At 72.6% G+C, this 20,172-nt stretch carries 19 protein-coding genes; 12 read left to right on the forward strand and 7 right to left on the reverse strand.

Annotation, left to right across the window (positions count from 1 at the left end):
- Positions 1-132: 132 nt before the first annotated feature.
- Together COUCH_RS08975 and COUCH_RS08980 are read right to left on the reverse strand one after the other, a co-directional pair.
- On the reverse strand, positions 133-372 hold the full coding sequence (locus COUCH_RS08975) for a DUF7455 domain-containing protein (RefSeq protein ID WP_026205883.1): 240 nt from the start codon (positions 370-372) through the stop codon (positions 133-135).
- A 641-nt stretch (positions 373-1,013) separates the two neighbouring features.
- Positions 1,014-2,591 carry an RNA polymerase sigma factor gene (locus COUCH_RS08980; RefSeq protein ID WP_275980081.1) on the reverse strand — a complete coding sequence of 526 codons (1,578 nt, stop codon included), beginning with the start codon at positions 2,589-2,591 and terminating at the stop codon, positions 1,014-1,016.
- Positions 2,592-2,846: 255 nt separating this feature from the next.
- Between COUCH_RS08980 and COUCH_RS08985 the strand changes: the two genes are divergently transcribed.
- On the forward strand, positions 2,847-3,665 hold the full coding sequence (locus COUCH_RS08985) for an inositol monophosphatase family protein (protein ID WP_249611603.1): 819 nt from the start codon (positions 2,847-2,849) through the stop codon (positions 3,663-3,665).
- Between the two features lie 84 nt (positions 3,666-3,749).
- On the opposite strand, the gene COUCH_RS08990 is transcribed toward COUCH_RS08985, so the two are convergent.
- Complete coding sequence (locus tag COUCH_RS08990) at positions 3,750-4,289, reverse strand: LytR C-terminal domain-containing protein (protein WP_249611604.1); 540 nt, start codon at positions 4,287-4,289, stop codon at positions 3,750-3,752.
- A 407-nt stretch (positions 4,290-4,696) separates the two neighbouring features.
- Between COUCH_RS08990 and COUCH_RS08995 the strand changes: the two genes are divergently transcribed.
- Positions 4,697-4,993: a DUF4193 domain-containing protein gene (locus COUCH_RS08995; protein WP_023561654.1), complete on the forward strand. Its 297-nt coding sequence runs from the start codon at positions 4,697-4,699 to the stop codon at positions 4,991-4,993.
- Positions 4,994-5,208: 215 nt separating this feature from the next.
- Positions 5,209-5,952, forward strand: coding sequence for a hypothetical protein (locus tag COUCH_RS09000; protein WP_249613641.1), 744 nt, complete (start codon positions 5,209-5,211; stop codon positions 5,950-5,952).
- 15 nt (positions 5,953-5,967) lie between these two features.
- On the opposite strand, the gene COUCH_RS09005 is transcribed toward COUCH_RS09000, so the two are convergent.
- Entirely contained in the window at positions 5,968-6,381 is a 414-nt protein-coding gene (locus COUCH_RS09005) for a DUF3093 domain-containing protein (RefSeq protein ID WP_249613642.1), read from the reverse strand.
- Between the two features lie 165 nt (positions 6,382-6,546).
- Here COUCH_RS09005 and dut point away from each other — a divergent pair, with 165 nt between their 5' ends.
- The 4 genes from dut to COUCH_RS09025 all read left to right on the forward strand — a co-directional run bounded on the left by dut (position 6,547) and on the right by COUCH_RS09025 (position 9,147).
- On the forward strand, positions 6,547-7,041 hold the full coding sequence (gene dut, locus COUCH_RS09010) for a dUTP diphosphatase (RefSeq protein ID WP_275980083.1): 495 nt from the start codon (positions 6,547-6,549) through the stop codon (positions 7,039-7,041).
- A gap of 72 nt (positions 7,042-7,113) precedes the next feature.
- A complete protein-coding gene (locus tag COUCH_RS09015; protein ID WP_249611605.1) occupies positions 7,114-7,830 on the forward strand; it encodes a DUF3710 domain-containing protein in 717 nt (238 codons plus the stop codon).
- Between the two features lie 154 nt (positions 7,831-7,984).
- Complete coding sequence (locus COUCH_RS09020; RefSeq protein ID WP_249611606.1) at positions 7,985-8,362, forward strand: OB-fold nucleic acid binding domain-containing protein; 378 nt, start codon at positions 7,985-7,987, stop codon at positions 8,360-8,362.
- Positions 8,359-9,147 carry a DUF3159 domain-containing protein gene (locus COUCH_RS09025; RefSeq protein ID WP_249611607.1) on the forward strand — a complete coding sequence of 263 codons (789 nt, stop codon included), beginning with the start codon at positions 8,359-8,361 and terminating at the stop codon, positions 9,145-9,147. Before COUCH_RS09020 ends, COUCH_RS09025 begins: the two co-directional genes overlap by 4 nt.
- A 27-nt stretch (positions 9,148-9,174) precedes the next feature.
- Here COUCH_RS09025 and COUCH_RS09030 read toward each other — a convergent pair whose 3' ends face one another.
- Positions 9,175-9,849, reverse strand: coding sequence for a potassium channel family protein (locus COUCH_RS09030; RefSeq protein ID WP_249611608.1), 675 nt, complete (start codon positions 9,847-9,849; stop codon positions 9,175-9,177).
- Between the two features lies 1 nt (position 9,850).
- Positions 9,851-10,516 (reverse strand): potassium channel family protein, encoded by a 666-nt coding sequence (locus COUCH_RS09035; protein ID WP_249611609.1) that lies wholly within the window; start codon positions 10,514-10,516, stop codon positions 9,851-9,853.
- A gap of 112 nt (positions 10,517-10,628) precedes the next feature.
- On the opposite strand from COUCH_RS09035, the gene COUCH_RS09040 reads away from it, so the two are divergent.
- Together COUCH_RS09040 and COUCH_RS09045 are read left to right on the forward strand one after the other, a co-directional pair.
- Positions 10,629-12,701 (forward strand): APC family permease, encoded by a 2,073-nt coding sequence (locus COUCH_RS09040; RefSeq protein ID WP_249611610.1) that lies wholly within the window; start codon positions 10,629-10,631, stop codon positions 12,699-12,701.
- Positions 12,698-14,020: a class I SAM-dependent RNA methyltransferase gene (locus tag COUCH_RS09045; RefSeq protein WP_249611611.1), complete on the forward strand. Its 1,323-nt coding sequence runs from the start codon at positions 12,698-12,700 to the stop codon at positions 14,018-14,020. Before COUCH_RS09040 ends, COUCH_RS09045 begins: the two co-directional genes overlap by 4 nt.
- 2 nt (positions 14,021-14,022) lie before the next feature.
- On the opposite strand, the gene COUCH_RS09050 is transcribed toward COUCH_RS09045, so the two are convergent.
- Positions 14,023-15,411 (reverse strand): cation:dicarboxylate symporter family transporter, encoded by a 1,389-nt coding sequence (locus COUCH_RS09050; protein ID WP_249611612.1) that lies wholly within the window; start codon positions 15,409-15,411, stop codon positions 14,023-14,025.
- 126 nt (positions 15,412-15,537) lie between these two features.
- On the opposite strand from COUCH_RS09050, the gene dxs reads away from it, so the two are divergent.
- The 3 genes from dxs to COUCH_RS09065 are packed head-to-tail and all read left to right on the forward strand — an operon-like array spanning position 15,538 to position 20,162.
- Positions 15,538-17,466 (forward strand): 1-deoxy-D-xylulose-5-phosphate synthase, encoded by a 1,929-nt coding sequence (gene dxs, locus COUCH_RS09055; protein WP_249611613.1) that lies wholly within the window; start codon positions 15,538-15,540, stop codon positions 17,464-17,466.
- Between the two features lie 48 nt (positions 17,467-17,514).
- Positions 17,515-18,837 (forward strand): PQQ-binding-like beta-propeller repeat protein, encoded by a 1,323-nt coding sequence (locus COUCH_RS09060; RefSeq protein ID WP_249611614.1) that lies wholly within the window; start codon positions 17,515-17,517, stop codon positions 18,835-18,837.
- A 2-nt stretch (positions 18,838-18,839) separates the two neighbouring features.
- Complete coding sequence (locus COUCH_RS09065; protein ID WP_249611615.1) at positions 18,840-20,162, forward strand: hypothetical protein; 1,323 nt, start codon at positions 18,840-18,842, stop codon at positions 20,160-20,162.
- Positions 20,163-20,172: the final 10 nt, after the last annotated feature.

Genomic DNA, 20,172 nt, shown 5'->3' on the forward strand with positions numbered 1-20,172 from the left:
TGCCGTGCGCCGGTGCGGCGTGGTGATGCGTCCGGCTGGTGTCGTGGGCGGCCGGTTGGCGTCGCGGCGGGTGGGCACGGAAAAAGGGCGCCCCCACACCGGGGCGCCCTTCCCTTGCTTGTTTGGGGGGTTCTAGTTGGAGTTAGACATCATGTCCGCGCCGCGCCACGTGAACTCGGGGTCGGCCGCGTACTGCACCGCGATCTTCACCAGGTCCTCGGCGTACCTGTTGGCGTGGTGTCCGCAGAACACCAGCTCGCCGCCACCAGCCAGGGTCAAACGGAGCTTCCCGGCTGCATTGCAGCGGTCGCACCGTTCATCGGCTGCTGTTCCGGCCACGCTTCCCGCCGGCGGCGTGAGAGTCGGGGTCATCGCCTTCCTCCTCTGGTCGTCACCGATGAACATGTTCCTCGGCTACTGCTCACCCATCGTGCAACACCCTTGGCCGTTGCAGCCTTCCCACTGTGCCCTGGGGGGACCCAAGTCACACGTGGTCCGGCTAGTGTGCCGTGCCCCAAGGGTGCCACGTCAACGATCACTTCTGCACAACGGTCTGATGACCACCCGATGATGTACGGGTAGTGACCAAAAGGGCACCGGATGTTGACGGAAGGGCCCATCGTCCAGTACTGATCAAGCTGTCCGTGCCTGTACCCAAAATGCTGATCTTGAGCCGCGCCGCGCCGGAACGGGGCGTCCGAGGAGGGGGCGGACCCCATCCGCGGAGGGGGGCGAACCCCTATCCGGAGCAACCGACGAGCGGCCGCCCGTTCGCAGCAACGACCGATCGAGCGCCGCCCGCAGCGAGCGTGGCCCGTAGCGAGCGCCGCCCGCAGCGAGCGCCGCCCGCAGCGAGCGCCGCCCGTAGCGAGCGTGGCCCGCAGCGAGCGCCGCCCGTAGCGAGCGTGGCCCGTAGCGAGCGCCGCCCGCAGCGAGCGTGGCCCGGCGTGAAGCAGTCCCGCCGGCGCCATGACGGCCGCCGGCGGGGGAGAGCTTCGAAATCCCGGTGCCGCTCAGTCCAGGTAGTCGCGCAGGACCTGGGACCGCGACGGGTGCCGCAGCTTCGACATCGTCTTCGACTCGATCTGACGGATGCGCTCGCGCGTCACGCCGTAGACCTGGCCGATCTCGTCGAGCGTGCGGGGCTGGCCGTCGGTCAGGCCGAAGCGCAGCCGGACCACGCCCGCCTCGCGCTCGGAGAGCGTCTGCAGCACCTGCTGGAGCTGGTCCTGCAGCAGCGAGAACGAGACCGCGTCGACCGCGACGACCGCCTCGGAGTCCTCGATGAAGTCGCCGAGCTGGCTGTCGCCCTCGTCGCCGATCGTCTGGTCGAGTGAGATGGGCTCCCGGGCGTACTGCTGGATCTCCAGCACCTTCTCCGGGGTGATGTCCATCTCCTTGGCCAGCTCCTCCGGGGTGGGCTCGCGGCCCAGGTCCTGGAGCAGTTCGCGCTGGATGCGGCCGAGCTTGTTGATGACCTCGACCATGTGCACCGGGATGCGGATGGTGCGGGCCTGGTCGGCCATGGCGCGGGTGATGGCCTGGCGGATCCACCAGGTGGCGTACGTGGAGAACTTGTAGCCCTTGGTGTAGTCGAACTTCTCGACCGCGCGGATCAGGCCGAGGTTGCCTTCCTGGATGAGGTCCAGGAACGCCATGCCGCGGCCGGTGTAGCGCTTGGCCAGCGAGACCACGAGGCGCAGGTTGGCCTCGAGCAGGTGGTTCTTGGCGCGCTCGCCGTCGCGGCCGATCCAGCGCAGGTCGCGCTCGAAGTTGCGGTCGAGCTTCTCCTCGCCCTCCTCGCAGGCGCGCAGGCGTTCGGCCGCGTACAGGCCCGCCTCGATGCGCTTGGCGAGCTCGACCTCCTGCTCCGCGTTCAGCAGGGGGACCTTGCCGATCTGCTTCAGGTATGCCCGGACGGAGTCGGCGGAGGCGGTGAGCTCGGCGTCGCGCCGGGCCTGCTTGAGCGCCTCGGACTCCTCGTCGTCCCACTCGAAGTCGCCGTCGGTGGCCGAGCTGGCGGCGTCGGTCGCGGCGGCCTGGACCAGGGCGGCCGGCTCCTCCACGACGACGTCCTCGATGTCGGCGGCGAGCTCCTCGGGATCGATGTCCTCGGCGACCTCGGGCTCGCCCTCGCCGGGAGCGCCCGCCTTCGTCGCCTTGGTGGCCTTCGCCGGTCCGGCGGCGGCCTTCTTCGCCGGTGCGGTCTTCTTGGCGGCCGCCTTCCTGGCGGGGCCCTCGGCGGCGGCCGGGGCCTCGCCGTCGGTGGGCTGCTTCGGCGCCGGGGTGGCGGCCTTCTTGGCCGCGGGCGCGCGGGTCGCCTTGGCGGTGGTCGCCTTGGAGGCGGGGGTCGCGGAGCGGGCGGCGGCGACCCGGCGGCGGGTGCTCGCCGAGCCGTCGACGACGACCGTGACCCCGGCGTCCACGAGGGCGCGGAGGATCTTCTTGGCCTGGGCCGGTGTCACCTCGGCGGACTCGACCGTCTGCACGACCTCGGCCGACGTGATCTGCCCACCCGCACCCTGCGCGTGGGCGATCAGGGCCTCGGTGAGAGAGCGAACGTCGGCACCGGTCTGGTGGGCTTCTGTCACGAATGACCTTCCGGAGGGCGATGGAGCACGGCCATGGGGCCCAGCGCAGCACGCGGCGAAACGAGGCTGGCCGGTGGGTGTGGGAGCCCGCGGGTCGCGGACGGGCCTGGCGAGCGGGTGTCCGTGAAGCGTGGGCAGGGGTGAATTGTAGCGCCGTCCAGCGAGATCCTCCCGCCGCAGCACGCCGCGGGGGGTCGCCGACCTCGCTGCAGGGGTGGGGCGGGAGAATGGTAGCCGCTGAAAGGGCGGTGTGGAGTGGCTGAGAACCCCGGATCATCGACGCCGGAGGACCTGCTCGCGGTGGCCGTACGGATCGCCCGGGAGGCCGCCGGCACGGCGCGGCGCATGCGCGCCGAGGCCATCACCGACGTGCAGACCAAGAGCACCGACACGGACGTCGTGACGGCGGCGGACCGGGCCGTCGAGCGTCAGGTCGTGGAGGCGCTGCGGCGCGAGCGCCCGGGCGACGGCGTGCTGGGCGAGGAGTACGGCGACAGCACCGCGTCCACCGGCGCGGTCCGCTGGATCCTCGACCCGATCGACGGCACGGTGAACTACCTGTACGGGCTCCCGCAGTACGCCGTGTCCCTCGCCGCGGAGGTCGAGGGCACAGTGGTCGCCGGAGTGGTGCACAACGCCGCCACAGGGGACGAGTGGACGGCCACGCTGGGCGGCGGCGCGTGGCGTGGCGAGCGACGTTTGCGCGGCTCGGCGCGTACGACGCTCGACCAGGCGCTCGTGGGTACGGGCTTCGGGTACGACTCGGCGCGCCGGGCGCATCAGGGCGCGGTGGTGGCCCAGTTGATCACCCGAGTGCGTGACATCCGGCGGTTCGGCGCGGCGTCGCTGGATCTGTGCATGGCGGCGGAGGGCAGCCTCGACGCGTACTTCGAGAAGGGGCTCAACCCGTGGGACCACGCCGCGGGCGGGCTGGTCGCGACCGAGGCGGGGCTGCGGGTGTCCGGACTCGACGGTCATCCGGCCGGCAAGGACATGCTCGTGGCCGCCCCGCCGGCGCTCTTCCCGGCGCTGCACGACGTGCTCGTCGAGCTGGACGCCGCAGGAGGCCCCTGACCGTCCGTGGCGGCCGGGGTGGCCTGACCCTGCGGCGGCCTCGGTGAGGCCCTCAGGCGCCGCCTGAGGGCCTGCGGGAAGGGGTCAGGAGTCCTTCTTGACCGGAGCGGCGCACGCACCCGGCGGGAGCTGCGGCTCGCTGAGCTCGACGAGCGACTGGTTGACCTCGGTCGTCGTGGCGAGCTGCTGGAACCGGCCGCCGATGACGATGTCCACGACGGCGCCCTTGCGCTTGGCGCTGTACTGCGGGTCGGCCTGGTTGAGGAAATACGCCCGCAGCAGCCAGGCCGAGCCGACCGCGTCGGGGCCGTACCGCAGGATCGCCACGCCGTCGAACTTCTTGTTGTTCTCGGCCGGCTTCTGGGTCTGGAACCGCCGGTTCTTGAAGTCGTTGGTGACCCGGTCGGCGAGGCCGGCCTGGTCGGTCCCGTTGAGGATCTTGACCGTGACCTCCTGCGGGTCGTCCGGCAGCTTCACGTTCGCCATCACCGAGCCCTCGGGGCATCCGCCGCCGGCCACGGCACCGCCCTGGGTGTCGCGGACCAGCGCCACGACGACGAAGACCACCGCCGCGACGGCGAGGACGCCGACCACGACGAGCGCTCGGACGCGCGCAAAGCTCATGGGTGCAGTACTCCCGCCTCGGGTGTGCGTCGTCCTCGGTGACGCCACGGTCTGCGGTGAGGTTAGCGTCTGCCCGCCACGCCCGCGGCGTCTGCCCGCCACGCGCACGGAAAGAGGGAACGTTTCCCGGCGCGGCGACGATGATCCACGCCGCTGGGCCCCTACCTTGATGTCGCCTCAGTCACATCGGGAACAATTGGCCGCCCGCGGACGTACAAGCGTCCCGCGAGGGCGGTAAGGTGCCGCGTTTGCCGGGGCAGTTTCACGAGGGGGTGGGGGCGCCTCGGCGGATGGCCGTTCCCCTGCGGTTCGGGTCAGGGAGAAAAGTCCGTCAGAACGGGAACCGATACGTCGTCGCCGGCGTTACTTACGCCAAGTGACACATCGATACAGGAGAGTGAACACCGATGGCCACCGACTACGACGCCCCGCGTCGCGACGAGGTCGACCTCGGCGAGGACAGCCTCGAGGAACTCAAGGCCCGCCGCGCCGACTCGCAGTCGGGCGCAGTGGACGTCGACGAGGTCGAGGTCGCGGAGAGCTTCGAGCTTCCCGGCGCCGACCTGGCCGACGAGGAACTGACCGTCAAGGTGCTGCCGATGCAGACCGACGAGTTCCGCTGCGCCCGTTGTTTCCTCGTGCATCACCGCAGCCAGCTGGCGGTCGAGCGCAACGGGGAACTGATCTGCCGCGAGTGCGCCTGACCCGCGTACCCGTCGCAGGAGCGACACCCACCCGGCCGTCGCCGACGGCCGGGCGCCGAGCGAAGCCCGATGGGCTGCAAGCGCGGCGTGTGACCCGTGTGCCCGCCGGTCCGGCGGGGTAAAGGGTCGCTGACGGCAGACGAACGGGGAGGTCGACCACCATGAGCCGCCCAGACGACAACTCGGCACCGACCGCAGAGGCGGGGCGTGAGCTCATGAAGGTCGACCCGGCAGAGCCGCCGGAGGCGGCCGATGCCGAGATCGGCGCGACCGTGGCCGCGCTGACCGCCGACGACCTGGAGCCGGAGAAGCGCCGGCGCCTGCTCGGCCGGCTGGTCGGCGACGTCCGCCGCCGCGGGCTGGGGCAGATGTTCCGGCCGAAGGCGGCGATCCGCTGGATGGCCGACGTCGTCGCCGACGTGGCGCCGCACGTGCCGATCCGTGATCTCGAGACGCTGCGCCGCCATCACGACGGCCTCGAGGGCGACGACCTCGCCGAACGCCTCGTCCGCAACGCCGCCCGGGCAACGGCCGGGGTGGGCGCGGCCGGCGGCGGCGTGGCCTCGCTGGAATGGGCCGTGACGCCCACGCTGCTCTCGGCTCCCGTCCTGCTCGCCGCCGAGACGGTCGCCGTGGTCGCCATCGAGCTGAAGCTGATCGGCGAGCTGCACGAGGTGTACGGCCGGTCGGTCGCCGGCACCGGCGGGCAGAAGTCCGCCGCTTTGATCCAGTCCTGGTCCGGCGGGCGCGGCGTGAACCCGCTCGTACCGGGCGTCGGGGTCGCGACGGTGCTCGGCACGGCGGCCCGCAAGGAACTCCAGTCGTCGCTGCTGCGCCGCTTCGGGCGCAATCTGACCACGATGGGGCCGCTGCTCACCGGCGCGGCCGTGGCGGGCTACCTGAACCGCCGGGCCACGCAGAACCTCGGCGAGAAGCTGATGAAGGACCTCCGCAGGTAACCGCGCGGGGCTGCCCTAAGCGCGGCCGCGGGCCGCCAGCAGCGCGGTCGCCAGCTCCACCGGGTGGCGCGTACTGACCACCCAGAACGGGGTGGGGTCGGCGGGGTCGTCGAGCACCACCTGCACCGCCCCCCTGATCCAGGGACGCTGCACCACGAAGGCGAGCGGGTGCGAGCCCACGCCCAGCACCTCGCGCTTGCCGTCCGCGTCCAGCGCGACGACGTCGGCGATCACCGTCAGCGGCAGCCGCGCGTCGTCCACCTGGAACTCCGTCGTGGTGACCGCCACCCGGATGCGCCCCAGCCACCAGGGCAGCAGGGCGGAGAGCGGGAGCAGGACGGCGAACGGCAGCCAGGCGCGTACGCCCGCACCGCCCATCCAGATCTCGGCCGCCAGCAGGAACCCGACCCCGAGCGCGACCGGCCACATCCACCACGGAGCGTGCAGCCGTTCGGCGTACGCCGCGGCCGCGACCGTGCGCGCGGAGGGCTCGGGTGTCACGCTGGTGAGGGTACGGCGCGCCTCCGTCCGCGCTGACGGCAGGATGGCAGGGTGAGTGCCGCCCCGATCCGATCGACGTGAAGGACTTCCGCCGTGGACATCCAGGTCCGACTCCTCGACCCCGGCCTGCCGCTGCCGGCGTACGCCCACCCCGGTGACGCCGGCGCCGACCTGTACGCGGCCGAGAGCGTGGAGCTGGCCCCCGGTGAGTGGAAGCTCGTGCCGACCGGCGTCGCGATCGCGCTCCCGGAGGGTTACGCCGGGCTCGTGCACCCGCGCTCGGGGCTGGCCGCCCGCCTGGGCGTGACGGTCCTCAACGCGCCCGGTACGGTCGACGCCGGTTACCGCGGCGAGATCCTGGTGAATCTCATCAATCACGACCGGGAGAACACCGTCAAGATCTCCCGGGGTGACCGCATCGCCCAGCTGGTCGTCCAGCGGGTCGAGCGGGCCGTGTTCCACGTCGTCGACGAGCTCGCCGGCAGCGTGCGTGGCGCGGGTGGCCACGGCTCCACCGGCGGCCACGGGGCGCTGCCGGAGCAGGGTAAGGGATCCGTGGAGACGCCGGCCGCGCCCGGAGCCCGCTGACGGATCTCGCAGGCCGGGCCCGGCGACGGTCCGGCGCAGCAGAAGCTTGAAGATCGGGAAGGTGGCAAGCAGATGTTCTCCCGCAAGCGCGGAGGCCCGCGGCACGTACGCCCGGACGACGCGCCCCAGACGGCGGCCCTCGCCCAGAGCATGGGTGACCTGCCGCCGGCGCCCGAGTTCGGCCCCTGGGACGGCGCGCAGGCGCCCGAGGGGGTCCAGCGCCTCGACCTCGGCAGCCTGCTGATCCCCGCGGTCGAGGGGGTCGAGGTGCGGGTGCAGGCCAACCCGGACGGCGGGGTCGAGCAGGTCGTGCTCGTGCACGGCAACAGCGCCCTGCAGCTGGGCGCGTTCGCGGCGCCGCGTACGGAAGGGATCTGGGACGAGATCCGCGAGGAGATCGCCGCGGCGATGAAGGCCGACGGCGCGTCGCCGGTCGAGTTCGAGGGGCCGTACGGCGTCGAGCTGGCGGCGCGGGTCAACACGCCCGAGGGCCCGGCCGACGTCCGCTTCGTGGGCGTGGACGGGCCGCGCTGGATGGTGCGGGCGCTGTTCCAGGGGCTCGCGGCCGCCGATCCCAGCCAGGAGGGCGTGCTCGGCGAGTGCCTGCGCGGGCTGGTCGTGGTCCGGGACGACGAGGCCCGCCCGGTGCGTGAGGCCCTGCCGCTGCGGCTGCCGCGGGAGATGGCCCAGGCCGCCGAGGAGCACGCCCACGAGCACGAGGACCCGACGCCGCCGGACGTGGCGCGCAACCAGCAGATGCCGGGTACGAACGGGCGCCACGCGCGCTGACCGGTGCCCGCCGGTCGAGGTGATCCCCGGTGACCTAGGTCACCGGGGTGCTTCCGGCGTACCGTGGAGTTGCGGTCCCCGCCCACACTGGGGCCGTCCGCCGGTGCCCCCGCCGTCGGCTTCCGTGGCTTGCCAACAGAGGTGGCAGAGGGTCATGACGACCGATCAACGCACCGGCCTGCGCCGGTTCTTCGAACGGCTGACCGCCTCCGAGGAGGAGCTGGACGCCGAGGAGCTGCAACGCGACAGCGCCAAGTGCGGAGCGATGCCGGCCGGGCAGTGCCACCGCGGCCAGGTCGTCTCCGTGTCGGGGCGGCTGCGCACGGTGGCGTACACTCCCCGAACCAACCTGCCGACGCTCGAGGCGGACCTCTGGGACGGCAGTGACGTGGTCACGCTCGTCTTCCTGGGCCGGCGCTCGATCGTGGGCATCGAACCGGGACGTCAGCTCACCGCGCGCGGCCGGATCGCGATCCGGGACGACCGCAAGGTCATCTACAACCCGTACTACGAGCTGGAGGCGCCCCGGTGACACCCGGCAGCGAGCCCCGTCACGCCGCGCACGAAACGGTCGAGGAACGGGTCGCCGAGGAGGTTGTCGAGGAACTCGATCTGCATCCGGTGCCGGAGCCGGAGGAGGCGGACGAGCCCCTGCCCTCGATGAGCGAGCAGATCTCCGAGCAGCTCGGCGGGGTACGCGGGCTCATCGAGTCGAGCGTCCCGGTGCTGGCCTTCGTGCTGCTCAACGTGCTGCTCGGGGACGTCGGGCTGGATCTGGCGAAGAAGACCGCCCTGTACTGGGCGATCGGCGGCAGCGTCGGCTCCGCGCTGGCCATCGGGGCGTACCGGCTGAGCCGCAAGCAGCCGATCCGGCACGCGGTCAACGGCATCTTCGGCATCGCGGTCGGCGCGTTCCTCGCGTGGCGTACCGGCGACGCGAAGAACTTCTACCTGCCGGGCATCCTGCTCACGATGGGGCAGGTGGTGGTGCTCATCGGCTCGGTCGCGGTCCGCCGCCCGATCATCGGGTACGTGTGGGGCGTGCTGGCCAACGGCGGCAAGCACGACTGGTTCGACAACCCGCGGCTGTTCCGTACGTTCCAATGGCTGACCCTGGTCTGGGCCGCGTCGCTGTTCGTCCGCGCCGGCGTGCAGGGCTGGCTGTACCTCGCCGACCAGGCCAACGCGATCGGCATCGTGCGCGTGCTGATCAGCTGGCCCATCTACGCCGCGACGTTCGCCTTCACCGCCTGGGCTGTGCACCGGGTGACGTCGGCCGAGGCGGCCGAGCCGAGCGAGGCGGTCGAGCCCGCCTAGGGCAGAACAGGCCCCGGGGCACGGCGGTCAGCCGAGGTCGCCGGTCTTGCCGAGGACGACCGCGCGGACGGCGTCCTCCACCTCGGTCGTGCACACGAAGATCAGCTCGTCGCCCGCCTCCAGCGGGTCGTCCGGGGTGGGCACCAGCACGCGCTTGCCGCGCAGCACGGCCACCAGCGCCGAGTCGCGGGGCATCGGCACCGAGCGCACCGGCTGGCCCACGTACGGGGCGTTCGCCGGCAGGGTGATCTCCACGAGGTTGGCCTCGCCCTGGCGGAACGTCATGATGCGCACCAGGTCGCCGACCGTCACCGCCTCCTCGACCAGGGCGGCCATCAGCCGGGGCTTGCTCACCGCGACGTCCACGCCCCACTGCTCGGTGAAGAGCCACTCGTTCTCGGCGCGGTTCACCCGGGCCACGACCCGGTTGACGGCGAACTCTGTTTTGGCGAGCAGCGACACGACGAGGTTGGCCTTGTCGTCGCCGGTGGCCGCGATGACCACGTCGCAGCCGGCCACGTCCGCCTCCTCGAGGCTGCTGACCTCGCACGCGTCCGCCAGCACCCACTCGGCCTCCGGCACCCGTTCGGGGCGCAGCTGGCGGGGCTGGCGCTCGATCAGCATGACCTGGTGGCCGTTGCCGATCAGCTCACTGGCGATCGACCGGCCGACGTTGCCGGCGCCCGCGATGGCGATCCGCATGTCAGTGACCCCCCACGCCGGTGCTCGCGGCGGCCGCGAGCACGTCGTCGACGATGTCGTCGGTGACCAGCACGAACACCTGGTCACCGTCCTGGATGACGGTGGAGGGCGTGGCCAGCGAGCCGATGCCGAACCGCATGAGGTACGCCACCCGGGCCCCGGTGGTCTCCTCCAGCGTCTTGATCGTGCGGCCCACCCAGTCGCGGTGCAGCGGCGCCTCGACGATGGAGACGGCGCTGGTCGGGTCGCGGAACACCTCGACGGTGCCCTCCGGCACGAGGTGGCGCACCATCCGGTCGGCGGCCCAGCGGATCGTCGCCACGGTCGGGATGCCGAGCCGCTCGTAGACCAGCGCGCGGCGGGCGTCGTAGATGCGGGCGACCACGCGGGAGACGCCGTACGTCTCGCGGGCCAGCCGGGCCGAGATGATGTTGGAGTTGTCGCCGCTGGAGACCGCCGCGAAGGCGTCCGCGCGCTCGATGCCGGCCTGGCGCAGCACGTCGCGGTCGAAGCCGATCCCGGTCACGGTGATGCCGCCGAACTCCGCCCCGAGCCGCCGGAAGGCGTCGGAATTCTGGTCGATGATCGCGACCGAGTGGCCCCGGGCGTCGAGTTTGTGGGCCAGCGTCGAGCCGAGCCGGCCGCAGCCCATGATCACCACGTGCAAGGTTTCACGCCTTCCCGCTGAATGCGTACGTGCAGAGCGTCCCATGCCCGCGCGACGCACGCTGGCCGGGGCGGCCGACGGCGTGGCGGATACCGCCGTACGCTTGGCGCTTGTGGCAAGTTCGACGTCCCTAGCCAAGCGCCTGCTGCTCGGCCGGCCCTTCCGGTCCGACAGGCTGCAGCACACGCTGCTGCCCAAGCGCATCGCGCTGCCCGTGTTCGCGTCGGACGCGCTCTCGAGCGTCGCGTACGCGCCCGACGAGATTCTGCTGACGCTGTCGATCGCCGGCGCGACGGCGTTCGCCATCTCCCCCTGGATCACGCTGGCCGTGGCGGTGGTGATGGTCACGGTGGTCGCGAGCTACCGGCAGAACGTGCACGCGTACCCGTCCGGCGGCGGCGACTACGAGGTGGCGACGGTCAACCTCGGGCCCAAGTTCGGCGTGGCGGTGGCCAGCGCGCTGCTGGTCGACTACATCCTCACGGTCGCGGTGTCGGTGAGCGCCGGCGTGTCCAACCTGGGCTCGGTGGTGCCGTTCGTCGCCGAGCACAAGATCGGCATCGCGATGGCCGCGATCGCGCTGCTCGGTGCGCTCAACCTGCGCGGGCTGCGTGAGTCCGGCACGGCGTTCGCCATCCCGACGTACGCGTTCATCTTCATCGTCTTCGGCATGATCGTCACCGGCCTGGTCCGGGTGTTCGTGCTCGGCCAGGACCTGCGCGCGCCGAGCGCCGGTCTGGTCATCGACGCCGAGGCGCACCATCTGACCAGCTTCGCCTTCGTGTTCCTCCTGCTGCGGACGTTCTCCTCCGGCTGTGCGGCGCTGACCGGTGTGGAGGCCATCTCCAACGGCGTGCCGGCGTTCAAGCCGCCGAAGAGCAAGAACGCCGCCACCACGCTGCTGCTGCTCGGCGGCATCGCGATCATGATGCTGTTCGGCATCGTGCTGCTCGCCCGCGCGACCCACCTGCAGTACGTCGAGGACATGTCGCAGATCGTCAGCGGCCCGTCGAACTACGTGCAGAAGACGGTCACCACCCAGCTCGGCGAGACGGTCTTCGGCGAGGGCTCGATCCTGCTGTACATGGTCGGCGCGGTCACCGCCCTGATCCTGTTCCTGGCCGCGAACACCGCCTTCAACGGCTTCCCGGTGCTCGGCTCGATCCTGGCGCAGGACCGGTATCTGCCGCGCCAGCTGCACACCCGTGGCGACCGGCTCGCGTTCAGCAACGGCATCATCTTCCTCGCCGTGGCGGCGATGGTGCTGATCGTGGCGTTCGACGCCGAGGTCACCCGGCTCATCCAGCTCTACATCGTCGGCGTCTTCGTGTCGTTCACGCTGTCGCAGGCCGGCATGATCAGGCACTGGAACCGGCTGCTGCGGACCCAGCGTGATCCGATGAAGCGACGGCAGATGTTCCGCTCCCGGGCGATCAACACCTTCGGCATGGGGCTCACCGGCGCGGTCCTGATCGTCGTGCTGATCACCAAGTTCCTGCTCGGGGCGTGGATCGCCATCGCGGGCATGGTGGTGATCTACGTGCTCATGCTCGGCATCCGCAAGCACTACGTGCGGGTCGCCGAGGAGCTGCAGCCCACCGAGGAACGCCCGGTGCTGCCCTCCCGGAACCACGCGGTGGTGCTGGTCAGCAAGGTGCACATGCCGACCCTGCGGGCGGTCGCGTACGCGCAGGCCACCCGCCCCGACACGCTGACCGCCGTCACGGTCAACGTGGACGACAAGGACACCCGCAAGATCCAGGCGGAGTGGGAGCGGCGGCAGATCCCGGTGCCACTGACCGTCGTGGACTCGCCGTACCGCGAGATCACCCGGCCGATCATCGACTTCGTCAAGAGCGTGCGCCGCGGCTCGCCGCGCGACGTGGTCACCGTCTTCGTGCCCGAGTACGTCGTGGGCCGCTGGTGGGAGAACCTGCTGCACAACCAGAGCGCGCTGCGGATCAAGGGCCGGCTGCTGTTCGAGCCGGGCGTGATGGTGACCAGCGTGCCCTGGCAGCTGCGTTCCAGCCAGGACCGCGACCTCGAGCGGCTGGACCGGGACCTGAGCCGGGCACCCGCCCGCGGGCCCCGGACGCGCCGGACGGACGCCGGGCAGGCCGGTGCCGCGCCGGGCGGGACCGCGGCGGCCGAGCCCGCCGCCACCGGGGCGGACGAGGCCCGGTGAGCTCCCCGTACGGCATCGAGGACCTGGTCGAGGGCGACCGCGTGGAGCTCCTCGTCGGGGCGCCGGCGCACGGCGGGCACTGCGTGGCCCGGATCGGTGACGAGCACGGCCGGGTGGTGTTCGTGCGGCACGCGCTGCCGGGCGAGCGGGTCACGGCCGAGATCACCGAGCTGCACCGCGGATACCTGCGCGCGGAGGCCGTGGCCGTACAGCAGGCGTCGCCGGACCGGGTGACGCCGCCGTGCCCGTACGCCCGGCCCGGTGGTTGCGGGGGTTGCGACCTGCAGCATGTCGCGCCGGCCGCGCAGCTGGAGTGGAAGGCCGCGGTCGTCCGGGAGCTGCTCGGCCGCATGGGCGGTCTGAGCGCGACCCAGCTCGACGCCCTCGGGGTACGGGTGGAGCCGCTGCCCGGCGGCCCGCTCGGCTGGCGGTCGCGGATCCGGTACGCGGTCGACGCCGCCGACCGGCCCGGCCTGCTCAAGCACCGCTCCCACGAGGTCGTGCCGATCGACCGGTGCCGCATCGCGCACCCCCGCCTGCAGGAGCTCGACGTGACCGCGCGGCGCTGGCCGGACACGGCCGCGGTGGAGGCGGTGGCGTCCACCGGCGGCGACGTGAGCGTGCTGGCCCGCCCGGTCACCTCCGCGGGGGCGGCCCCGGTCGTGGCGACCCGGTCCGCGGGGGAGGCCGCGCCGGTGACCGGCGACTGGCTGCTGGACGAGGTGCACGGCGGCGACCGTGCGCTGCTCGACGGGTCGGCCGAGGTGCGTGAGGTGGCCGCGGGCCGGGAATGGCACGTGCCGGCCGAGGGCTTCTGGCAGATCCACCCCGCCGCCGCGGACACCCTGGTCACCGCCGTGCTGGAGATGCTGCGGCCGGCGGCCGGTGAGGTCTCCTGGGACCTCTACGGCGGCGCGGGGCTGTTCGCCGCGGCCCTCGCCGAGCGCACCGGGGCCCGTACGACGGTGGTCGAGTCGTCCCCGGTCGGCGTCGCCGCGGCCCGTCGCAACCTCGCCACGCTGCGGCACGTGGAGGTCGTCTCCGCCAAGGTGGACGTCGCCCTGGCCCGTCGCCGGGTCGCCGGTCCGGTCGACGTGGTGGTGCTCGACCCGCCCCGGACCGGCGCGGGCGCGAAGGTGGTGCGGGCCGTCGCGGCGGCCGGGCCCCGGGCGGTGGCGTACGTGGCCTGCGATCCGGCCGCCCTGGCCCGGGACGTGAAGACGTTCGCGGAGCTGGGGTTCCGGGTGTCGGCGCTGCGCGCGTACGACTGCTTCCCGATGACGCAGCACGTGGAGTGCGTGGCGCTGCTGGAACGCTGAGGTCAGCTACCGGCGGTCCTGGCGGCCGGCTGCCGTTGCGTGTCGTCCTCGGCGGGGGCGTCGTCGTCGGCCGCGTGGGTGTCGTGCGGGTCGTCGTCGTAGCTGATCTCGTCGAACGGCGCCGCGCCGGACAGCACCGCGTCGACCTGCTCGCGGTCGATCTCGTTGGTCCACGTGCCGACGAGGACGGTGGCGACGGCGTTGCCGGCGAAGTTGGTGAGCGCCCGGGCCTCGGACATCAGCCGGTCGATGCCGACGATGAGGCCGACGCCGGGCACCAGGTCGGGCCGGTGGCTCTGCAGCCCGCCGGCGAGCGTGGCGAGGCCCGCGCCGGTGACGCCGGCCGCGCCCTTCGACGCGACGATCATGAACAGCAGCAGGCCGATCTGCTGGCCCACGGAGAGCGGCTTGTCCATCGCGTCGGCGATGAACAGCGAGGCCATCGTCAGGTAGATCGCCGTGCCGTCGAGGTTGAACGAGTAGCCGGTGGGCACGACGATGCCGACCACCGGCCGGCTGACACCGAGGTGGCCCATCTTGGCGATCAGCCGGGGCAGCGCCGACTCCGAGGACGAGGTCGACAGGATGAGCAGGAACTCCCGGGCCAGGTAGCGCAGCAGCTTGAAGATCGACACGTGGGCGATCAGTCGGAGCAGCAGCCCGAGCACCACGAAGATGAAGAGCGCACAGGTGATGTAGAAGCCGACCATGATGGCGGCGAGGCTCTTGAGCGCGTCGAAGCCGGTCGCGCCGACCACGGCGGCCATCGCCCCGAACGCGCCGATCGGCGCCAGCCACATGATCATCGCGAGGATCTTGAAGACCAGGCGCTGGATCACGCCGATCGCCCGGATCACCGGCTCGCCGGAGCGGCCGATGGCCTGCACCGCGAAGCCGACGAGCAGGGCCACCAGCAGCGTCTGCAGCACCTCGCTGGTGGTCAGCGCGCCCAGCAGCGAGTCCGGGATGATGCCGAGCAGGAAGTCGACGGTCGACTCGGCCTCGCCGCTGACCTGCGCCTGACCGGTCTTGGCCAGCTCGGCGCTCAGGTGCAGTCCCGAGCCGGGGTGCAGGATGTTGCCGACGACCAGACCGATCGCGAGCGCGACCGTGCTCATGATCAGGAAGTAGCCGAGCGCCAGCCCGCCCACCCGGCCGACCTGCGCGGCGCGGCGGATCGAGCCCACGCCCAGCACGATCGTGCAGAAGATCACCGGGGCGATCATCATCCGGATCAGCGCGACGAAGCCGGCGCCGAGCGGGCGCAGGTCCTTGCCGAACTCCGGGAAGAGGAAGCCGACGGCGATGCCCAGGGCCATCGCCACCAGCACGGCGATGTAGAGCACATGACTGCGGTCGCGGCGGGCGGCGGGCGGGGCATCGACGGTCATGGCTCCTTCCTACCGCAAGCTGTGACCTGAGTCACGATCTCGCGAATGTGCAGGTTTTGTGGAGGAGGTCGCACTGGCCGTTCGCGCCGGATGCGTACCGGCCGCACGCCGATAGACTGACTCCTCATGAGCGAGCGCAGTGATCAGACGACGACCGGCATCCTCGGCACGATCGCCACGCCGGGCGACCTCAAGCGTTTGAGCCCTGAGCAGCTCACCCTGCTCGCCGCCGAGATTCGTGACTTCCTGGTGGCCAAGGTCTCGCGCACCGGCGGGCACCTAGGCCCCAACCTGGGCGTGGTGGAGACGACCCTGGCACTGCACCGGGTCTTCGACTCGCCGCGGGACCGGATCCTGTTCGACACCGGCCACCAGGCGTACGTGCACAAGATCGTGACCGGCCGCCAGGACGGCTTCGACCTGCTGCGCCAGCGCGGCGGGCTCTCCGGCTATCCGAGCCGGGCCGAGAGCGAGCACGACCTCATCGAGAATTCCCACGCCTCCACCGCGCTGTCGTACGCCGACGGCATCTCCAAGGCGTTCGCCCTGCGCGGCGAGGACCGGCACGTGGTGGCCGTGGTCGGGGACGGCGCGCTCACCGGCGGCATGTGCTGGGAGGCGCTCAACAACATCGCCGCCGCGAAGAACAAGCTGGTCATCGTCGTCAACGACAACGGCCGGTCGTACGCGCCGACGATCGGCGGCCTCGCCGACCACCTCTCCACGCTGCGCCTCAACCCGGGCTACGAGCGGGTGCTGGACCTGGTGAAGAACGCGCTCGGCTCGACGCCGGTGGTGGGCAGGCCGGCGTACGAGGTGCTGCACGCGGTCAAGAAGGGCATCAAGGACGCGGTCAGCCCGCAGCCGATGTTCGAGGACCTCGGCATCAAGTACATCGGCCCGGTCGACGGCCACGACCACCAGGCCATGGAGTCCGCGCTGCGCCGGGCCAAGGGCTTCAACGCGCCGGTCATCGTGCACTCGGTGACCCGCAAGGGCTACGGCTACCGGCCCGCCGAGGACGACGAGGCCGACTGCCTGCACGGCCCGGGCAGCGCGTTCAGCATCGAGACCGGCAAGTTGCTGGCGGCGCCGACGGTGAAGTGGACGCACGTGTTCGCCGAGGAGCTGGTCGCCATCGCCGACGAGCGCCCGGACGTCGTCGGCATCACCGCCGCGATGGCCGAGCCCACCGGCATCGCCGCGCTCGCGAAGAAGTACCCCGAGCGGGCGTACGACGTGGGCATCGCGGAGCAGCACGCGGCCACGTCCGCGGCCGGCCTCGCGATGGGCGGGCTGCACCCGGTCGTCGCCGTGTACGCCACCTTCCTGAACCGGGCCTTCGACCAGGTCCTGCTGGACGTGGCGATGCACGAGCTGCCGGTCACGTTCGTGCTCGACCGGGCGGGCATCACCGGCCCGGACGGCCCGAGCCACTACGGCATCTGGGACATGAGCGTCTTCGGTGTCGTCCCCGGCCTGCGCATCGCCGCCCCGCGCGACGCCGCCACGCTGCGCGAGGAGCTGCGCGAGGCGGTCGCCGTCGACGACGGGCCGACGATCGTCCGGTTCCCGACCGGTTCGGTCGCCGCGGACCTGCCGGCCGTGCGCCGCGTCGGCCCGGTGGACGTGCTGCACGAGGCCGAGCGCAACGACGTGCTGCTGGTCGCGGTCGGCGCGTTCGCCAAGCTGGGCATGGAGGTGGCCGAACGGCTCGCCGAGCAGGGGTACGGCGTCACGGTCGTCGACCCCCGCTGGGTGCGCCCGGTCCCGATCGAGCTCGTCGGGCTGGCCGGCCGGCACCGCCTGGTCGTGACGCTGGAGGACGGCGTACGCGCCGGTGGCGTGGGTGAGGCCGTGGCCGCCACCCTGCGCGACGCGGGCTCCGACGTGCCGGTGCGGAGCTTCGGCGTGCCGACCGGCTTCCACCCGCACGGCAGCCGCGCCGAGATCCTGGCCTCGCTGGGGCTCACGGCGCAGGACGTCGCGCGGGACGTCACCGAATGGGTCTCGAAGCTCGAGGCAGCCCCGGGCGAGCCGCAGCCGGCGTCGTAGCCGGCGCTCGGCGCGCACTTTCGTTATAGAGCCGTTACCTTTGAGGGTATGGCGGCGGAGACGTTCGAGGGTCCGACGGTAATCATCGACCTGGGGCTCGCGCGCGGAGAGCCCGACGAGTACGCCGCCCCCACCCGCTCCACGGTTCCGGACTGGTTCGCGCCCGTGATGGTCGCCGTCCTCGTGCTCTTCGGCTCGACGGCCTCGGCCGCACCGCCGCCACCCGCGCTCACCCCGCTGCTGTCGATGCGGGTGGGGCCCGCGGACCCGTACACGCTCACCGACAACGGGGACCTGCTCGCGCAGAGCCTCGGGGTGCTGACGTCGTACGACCTGCGCGACGGGCATCTGCGCTGGCAGGCGGGCTCGGCGATGCCGACCTTCCGGCTGCGTACCGGTGACGGGCTGATCCTGCTGCGGCCCTTCTCCGGCAACGCCCGCGTCGACCCGGGCACCACCGCGGTCGCGCTGGACAACGGCTCCGTCCGGTGGCGGCGCTCCGGCAGCGTCGTCACCGTTACCGGCTCGTCCACCCTGCTCGCCGTCTCCAACGTGCGCAGCTTCTCCGGGCCGGGCCGGCGCGTGCAGGGCTCGGTCGAGGCGGTCGACCCGGCGACCGGCCGGACGACGTGGGCGGTGCCCGTGCCGTCCACGGCGGTGCTGCTGGGGGTGCCCGGGCCCGCCGAGTCCCCGTGGCGGATGCTGCTGGTCCACGACAACCGCACCGCCGCCGTGCACGACCTCACCACGGGTGCGGAACTCGTTGAGGCCCAGCTGCCGCCCGCCGACTACGGCCCGGACAACCCCGTGCTCTCCGGTGGCCTCCTGCTGCTGCGGCACCCCACGCTGGGCGGTCGCATGGTCTCGGCGTTCGACCCGGTGACGCTGCAGCCCCGCTGGACCCGCCCGGCCGGGTCCGCGTTCGGCGTCACCACCTGCGGCGCCCTGGCCTGCCTCGCCGGCCCCGACGGCGTCCGGGCCGTCGACCCCGCCGACGGCGCCCTGCGCTGGTACCGCCCGGCGTGGCGCAGCGTCGAGCAGCGCGGCGGCCTGGTGCTGGCGTTCGGCACCCCGGCCGGCGAGAACGATCCCGTGGGCGTGATCGACCCGGACACCGGCGAGGTCGTCACCGACCTGGACGGCTGGCGTCCGGTGCCCGGTGCGGGCGGCGGCGACCATCTTCTCGTGACGCGGACGGCGAACGCGGGTGCCCGTACCATGGTCGCGGTCGCCGCCCCCGACGGCGCGCAACCGGAGCTCCTGGCCGACCTCCCCCCGGGCACCGGCGACTGCCAGGCCGTCCCGGCCCGGCTGGTCTGCCGGTCGACCTCCGGCGATCTCACGGTCTGGGCGTACCAGCGGAAGGGATAGGCGTGGCGCTGATCGAGCTGAGCCCGGAGTCGCCGGCTCCGCCCGACCCGCCCGCCGCGCCGCCCGCCTACGTCTACCGCCGCCTCGGGCTGGCCCTGGCCGCCCTGCTGACCCTCGCGCTCGGCGGCGCGGCCCCCGTCTCCTCGCCGCTCTGGCAGCGCACCGGCCGGGTGCCGGCCCCGCCCGGGACCGAGGTTCAGCTGCTGGGCGGGCGGCTCTACGCGCTCGACTTCCAGCAGCATCCGCCGCTGGTCACGGCCTGGTCGGCGGATCCGGTACGGCGGCTCTGGAGCGCGCCCGGACCGCAGGGGAGCGAGGAGGAGCCGTACTACCTCACCGAGGCCACGCCGGACGTGGTGATGGTGAACGTGCGCCGCTCGACCACCGTGCTGGACGCGCGGACCGGGTCGGTGCGGTGGCGCTCGGCGACGCCCCTGCAGCGGCTCGACGACCGGACCGGGCTGGTGCTGCGGGAGAACTTCCGCCCCGGCACCGAGTACGACGTCGACACCGGCGCGCCCGGCCGGCTGTACGGCAGCACCACCGAGCAGCTGCACACCGAGCCGGCCCGCAGCACCGAACTCGACGGGGTCGAGCTGGGCACCGGCCGGCGCATCTGGTCCGCCTCGGTACCCGGGTCGATCTCCACCGCCTGGATCGGCGGGACCATCGTCGTGCTCTCCGCCGACAGGCTGACCGTGCGGTCGCCCCGGGACGGCACGGTGCTGCGCGAGCGGGCCGTGCCCCGGGTCGGCGGCGGGCGCCCGGCGTGGGGCGAGGCCGCCGGCGCCGTCCTGCTCGTGCACTACGGGGGCTTCGGGGAGGGCGGGCCGGTCGTCGCGTACGCCGTCGACACGCTCGAACCGCTCTGGCAGCAGTACCAGCCCGATCCGCAGGGCAGCGCCACGGCCTGCGCCGGCCTGCCCTGCGTCCGCAGCCTGACCGAGGTGCAGGTGGTGGACCCACGGACGGGCCGGCTGCTGTGGCGCGCGGATCCGGACACCGACCTGCTCGCCTTCGGCCCCGGCTCGGTCCTGGAGGTCCGGGGCCAGACCAGCCCGCTGCGCTCCGTGGACCAGGCCACCGGGCGGGTGCTGGCCGACCTCAGCGGATGGCGTGGGTACGTCGGGGTCGGCGACGAGGCGTACGTGCTGACCCGCAGGGAAACCGACCGCAGCACGAGCGTCGGCGTCCTGCGGGCCGGCCGGACGGCGGTGCAGCCGCTCGGCCGCATCCCGCAGCCGGCCACGCGGTGCCAGGCGGACACCGCGAGGGTCGCGTGCCGGGTCGGCGACGGGGTGGAGGTGTTCCGGTACCGCGCCTGATGGTCGCCGC

This window comes from Couchioplanes caeruleus, from assembly GCF_023499255.1.
In the GTDB taxonomy this organism is placed as follows: Bacteria; Actinomycetota; Actinomycetes; order Mycobacteriales; family Micromonosporaceae; genus Actinoplanes; species Actinoplanes caeruleus_A.

Excerpts from the sequence above, each read along its gene's own strand:
- COUCH_RS08975 (WP_026205883.1), bottom strand. The coding sequence starts at position 372 with ATGACCCCGACTCTCACGCCGCCGGCGGGAAGCGTGGCCGGAACAGCA.
- COUCH_RS08990 (WP_249611604.1), bottom strand. The coding sequence starts at position 4,289 with ATGAGCTTTGCGCGCGTCCGAGCGCTCGTCGTGGTCGGCGTCCTCGCC.
- COUCH_RS08995 (WP_023561654.1), top strand. The coding sequence starts at position 4,697 with ATGGCCACCGACTACGACGCCCCGCGTCGCGACGAGGTCGACCTCGGC.
- COUCH_RS09000 (WP_249613641.1), top strand. The coding sequence starts at position 5,209 with ATGAAGGTCGACCCGGCAGAGCCGCCGGAGGCGGCCGATGCCGAGATC.
- COUCH_RS09005 (WP_249613642.1), bottom strand. The coding sequence starts at position 6,381 with ATGTGGCCGGTCGCGCTCGGGGTCGGGTTCCTGCTGGCGGCCGAGATC.
- COUCH_RS09015 (WP_249611605.1), top strand. The coding sequence starts at position 7,114 with ATGTTCTCCCGCAAGCGCGGAGGCCCGCGGCACGTACGCCCGGACGAC.
- COUCH_RS09020 (WP_249611606.1), top strand. The coding sequence starts at position 7,985 with ATGACGACCGATCAACGCACCGGCCTGCGCCGGTTCTTCGAACGGCTG.
- COUCH_RS09030 (WP_249611608.1), bottom strand. The coding sequence starts at position 9,849 with ATGCGGATCGCCATCGCGGGCGCCGGCAACGTCGGCCGGTCGATCGCC.
- COUCH_RS09050 (WP_249611612.1), bottom strand. The coding sequence starts at position 15,411 with ATGACCGTCGATGCCCCGCCCGCCGCCCGCCGCGACCGCAGTCATGTG.
- dxs (WP_249611613.1), top strand. The coding sequence starts at position 15,538 with ATGAGCGAGCGCAGTGATCAGACGACGACCGGCATCCTCGGCACGATC.
- COUCH_RS09060 (WP_249611614.1), top strand. The coding sequence starts at position 17,515 with ATGGCGGCGGAGACGTTCGAGGGTCCGACGGTAATCATCGACCTGGGG.